Annotated in this window: 3 protein-coding genes; 2 read left to right on the top strand and 1 reads right to left on the bottom strand. The window is 71.9% G+C overall.

Translation table 11 applies throughout. The annotated features are described in order from the left end of the window. Window positions 1–62: 62 nt before the first annotated feature. Window positions 63–1727 (bottom strand): alpha/beta hydrolase, encoded by a 1665-nt coding sequence (locus ACWGDE_RS36650; protein ID WP_453393408.1) that lies wholly within the window; start codon window positions 1725–1727, stop codon window positions 63–65. A 354-nt stretch (window positions 1728–2081) separates the two neighbouring features. Between ACWGDE_RS36650 and ACWGDE_RS36645 the strand changes: the two genes are divergently transcribed. Both ACWGDE_RS36645 and ACWGDE_RS36640 read left to right on the top strand, forming a co-directional pair. Further along, window positions 2082–2837, top strand: coding sequence for a DUF4142 domain-containing protein (locus tag ACWGDE_RS36645; RefSeq protein ID WP_453393407.1), 756 nt, complete (start codon window positions 2082–2084; stop codon window positions 2835–2837). Window positions 2838–2846: 9 nt separating this feature from the next. Beyond that, the gene (locus ACWGDE_RS36640) at window positions 2847–4265 is read left to right on the top strand and encodes a DUF1996 domain-containing protein (RefSeq protein ID WP_453393406.1); all 1419 of its coding nucleotides are present in this window, start codon (window positions 2847–2849) and stop codon (window positions 4263–4265) included. Window positions 4266–4274: the final 9 nt, after the last annotated feature.

Here is a 4274-nt window from a genome sequence, read left to right as displayed (position 1 = left end):
CCCCGGAGCGCCTCCGACCCCGCGCCGGGGGCGCGGGGTCGGAGTTCGCCTTCTCGGTCGCCTCAGAACCGGTTCGGCGCCGCGGGCGGGAACGGCAGCGGCTTCACCGGGGCCGGAGCCGGGGACGGAGCCGCGTCGGGCCCGGGCCGGAGCTCCGAACGGGCCGGTTCGGTCCGGCAGTTCACGTCCTTCGCGGGCAGCCTGCCCGTGACCAGGTAGTCGGTGACCGGTGCGTTGGCGCACGACTTGGGGTCGGCGAGGTACACGCCGTGGCCCTCACCGCCCAGCGCCAGCACCATCTTCGAGCCCTTCAGCGCCCGGTGCAGGCCCTGGCCGCTGACCAGCGGGGTCTGCGAGTCCCACTCGTTCTGCACGGTCAGTACGGCGGCGCGCTTCTTCATCGGGGTCGCCGCCTCGACCGGCCGCTGCCAGAAGGCGCACGGCTTGATGTTCGAGGCGAAGTCCCCGTAGAGCGGGTACGCGGCCTTGTCGCGGACCGCGTCGCGCCGGTACCGCTCGGGGTCGCGCGGCCAGGCGTCCGTGTCCCCGCACACCACGTTCCAGAACACGGCGATGCCATTGTCTGAGGCAGGTCCGGCGGAGGCAGGTCCGGCGGAGGCAGGTCCGGCGGGGGCCGGTGCGGCGGGGGCCGCCGGCTTCCCGGCGAGCGCGCCCTTCATGTCGAAGTCCGGGCCGAGGGCGGCGGAGGCACCGCCCGGCTTCCCCTCAGCGGCCTCCTTCAGCGCCGCCACCAGCGGTGTGGCCGTGGCGGGGTAGAAGAACACCGCCCGGGCCCTGCGGAGGTCGTCACCGTTGAGCTTCTCCCCGCGGAACTCGATCGGCTCCCGGTCGGCGCGCGCCACCAGGTCCCAGAAGGTCTTGGACACCGCCGCCGGGCTGTCGCCCAGGTGGTACTGGTCCGAGCGCTGCGCCGCCCACTGCGTCCACCGCCCGAACGCCGGCTCGGCCTCCGTCGCCCACACCCGGATCATGTCCCGCCAGATCATGCCGGGGTCGACCCCGCTGTCGAGCACGAACCGGTCGGTGCGGTCCGGGAACATCTGCGTGTACACCGCGCCCAGGTAGGTCCCGTACGAGTAGCCGAGGTACGAGAGCTTCCGCTCGCCGAGCACCGCCCGGATCGTGTCCATGTCGCGCGCCGTGTTGCGGGTGGTGATGTACGGGAGGACCGAACCGGCCTTCTCCCGGCACTTGTCGGCGACGGTACGCGCCCACGCCACATCGGAGGAGAAGGTCTCGGGCCGGTACGCCCGCTCGAAGTTCTCCTCGCTGTCGGCCAGTCCGCAGGTGACCGGGCTGCTGGCGCCGACCCCGCGCGGGTCGAAGCCGATCAGGTCGTACCGGTCGGCCACCTCGCGCGGCACCACCTCCCCGAAGCTCAGCGGCAGATCGAGCCCGCTGCCGCCCGGGCCGCCCGGGTTCATCAGCAGGACCCCGTGCCGCTTCGCCGGATTCGTGCTGCGCACGCGGGATATGGCGAGGTCCAGCTTGCGTCCCTCGGGACGCCGGTAGTCGAGCGGCACCTCGATGGTGGCGCATTCGTACGAGGCCGGCTGCTCGGGGCTGCACCGGTGCCATGAGGGCTTCTGCCGCAGGTACTCGGCTTCGGCCGGCGCGGCGGAGGCCTGGGCGGCCGCGAGCAGCGGTACGGAGCTCGCGAGGAGTCCGGCTGCGGACAAGAGGGATGCCAGTCGTTTCTTGCGCACGAGGGCCGTTCCTTTCGGGAGGGCGGGTGTCGCCCCACCCTCCGGCACCCGGCGGCCCGGGCGAATCCATCCGTGGGGTGGGTCGCACTCCTTCTCGGGAATGACCGGAATTTCGGACAATCGGCCGACACGCCGCAGGTTCTGTCCCTCCGTCAGGGCAGGGGAGGGCTGTCGCCGGGCACTCGGGCGTGCGGAACCGTAGCAGCCGTCCGAGGCGTTGCCCGGATGTTTGTCCAGTCGTGATGGGGCTTCGGGGGAGGGGCCCGATCGGGCATTAGCGTCCCTTGGCACCCGGGGGTCCGGTGGAGCGGCGCGCGGCCGTTCCCGGCGCCCACCGGGAGCCAAGGAGGCACAGTGCTGTCGATCCGCCGGTCGAGCGTCGCGGGAATGTCGGTCGCCTCGCGCCACGTGATGGGGACGGGCATCGTCATCGGAGCCCTCGCCCTCACACTGATCGCATTGCTGATCCCGGTACGGAGCTTCGGGAGCAGAGCCGTCGCGGCCACCCCGGCCCCGGTCCTGGCGGCGGACGACGACGGAGCCGGTGTCATGAGCACCGGTTTCGGGCCGCTCACCCCGCAGGACCGCGACTTCGTGCGCAAGGTCCGCCTCGCCGGACTGTGGGAGCTGCCCGCGGGCCGCCAGGCCCAGGAACGGGGCACCCGCCAGGCGGTCCGGACGGCGGGGGAGCACCTCGTGGAGGGGCACACCGAACTGGACCGGCGGGTCCTGGAGGTCGGCCAGGCGCTCGGAGTCGAACTGCCCGACCGGCCCAGCACCCAGCAGCAGGCCTGGCTCGACCAGTTGGACCGGGCCCAAGGGGTCACGTACGAGCAGTTGTTCATCCAGTTGCTGCGGCGGGCGCACGGCAAGGTGTTCACGCTCGTCGCCCAAGTGCGCGCGCAGACCCGCAACTCCATGGTCCGCGAGCTCGCGACGGACGCCAACGCCACGGTCCTGGACCACATCTCGGTCCTGGAAGCCAGCGGGCTCGTCGATTTCGACGGACTGGCGGACACGGTGCCCGCTCCCGGCTCCGGATCCGTCTCCCCCTCCACCGGCCCGGCCATCTCATCCACGCATTCCCCGCATTCCCGACCGAGGAAGTGAAGTGATCGCATGAGCGTCAAGGACAGCAAGGGGCCCCACGGACCGGCGGGGCACAAACGCAGGCTGCGGCCCAGGTACAAGGCCCTCGCCCTCGTGTCGGCGCTGGTGCTGGGCGGCGGCGGAGTCGTGATCGCGGCCCAGGGAGCGTCCGCCGGACAGGACGGGCGCCCGGTGCCGGTCACGGCCACGATCGACTGCCCCGACGTGGGGGAGCGGCTGCGCGAGGTCCCCGACCAGGCGCGGACCGAGGTGGATCGGGAACTCGCCGGTCTCGACACCCAGATCGCCGACGCCTACGGGCGGCTCTCCACGGGCCGGGCCCGGGCGGACGCACTCCTCGGGGAGCTGAAGGACCAGCGCGGCGAGACGATCACCCGCGTCTCCGACGCGATCGGGCGAGCGGCCGCCCGCCCCGACGGGCTGGAGGAGCTGAGCGCCTGCGCGATGCGGGAGGCGCCGGCCGCGGACGGGGAGCTCGCGCGGAGCAGCGGGAGCGACAGCAGCAGTAGCAGCAGTAGCGGCAGTAGCGGCAGCGGAGCCGCGAAGGGCGGCCCGGCACGCTCGGACTTCGTTCAAATCGGTTCGGTCAAACCGAACGTGAAGAAGCCGGCGCCCAGGTCCGGTGCCTCCAAGGGCTCCTTCGCCGTGCAGTGCGGCACCAACGCGGAGCGCCACCTCAACCCCGACAACGTGATCGTCGCCCCGGGGGTGAGCAACGGCGCCCACCACATGCACGACTACGTGGGCAACAGGATCACGGACGCCTTCTCCACCAACAACAGCCTGGCCGCCGCCGGAACCACCTGCACCAACGGCGACCAGTCCACCTACTACTGGCCGGTGCTGCGGCTGCGCGACGGCAAGGCAGAGAAGGACGCGGCCGCACCCGGCGGCGGCAAGGACGCCAACGTGGGCACCATCCTGCGGCCGAAGCAGGTGACGATCGAGTTCAAGGGGAGCCCCGTCTCCCGGGTCACCGCCATGCCCCGCTTCCTGCGCATCATCACCGGCGACGCCAAGGCCCTCACGAACGGTCCGGCCAACGCCAACGCCTCCTGGAGCTGCACCGGGTTCGAGAACCGGCAGCTGAAGGACAAGTACCCGATCTGCCCCAAGGGCAGCGACGTGGTCCGGACGTTCAACTTCCAGAGCTGCTGGGACGGGAAGAACACCGACAGCGCCAACCACCGCACCCACGTGGCCTTCGCGGGCCGCGACGGCTCCTGCCCGGCCGGTTTCAAGGCGGTCCCGCAGCTCGTGCAGCGGATCGTGTACGCACTGCCGCCCGGCGGACGCTTCGCGGTGGACAGCTTCCCCGAGCAGCTGCACAAGCCGGTGACCGACCACGGCGACTTCATCAACGTCATGTCGGACCGGCTGATGGCCGAAGCGGTCCGCTGCGTCAACGACGGGCGCAGCTGCCGCTGACGCTGTCTC

This window comes from Streptomyces sp. NPDC054956 (assembly GCF_053609185.1).
Note: the sequence above shows the minus strand (reverse complement) of the source record. Positions and strands in the feature narration are given on the sequence as shown.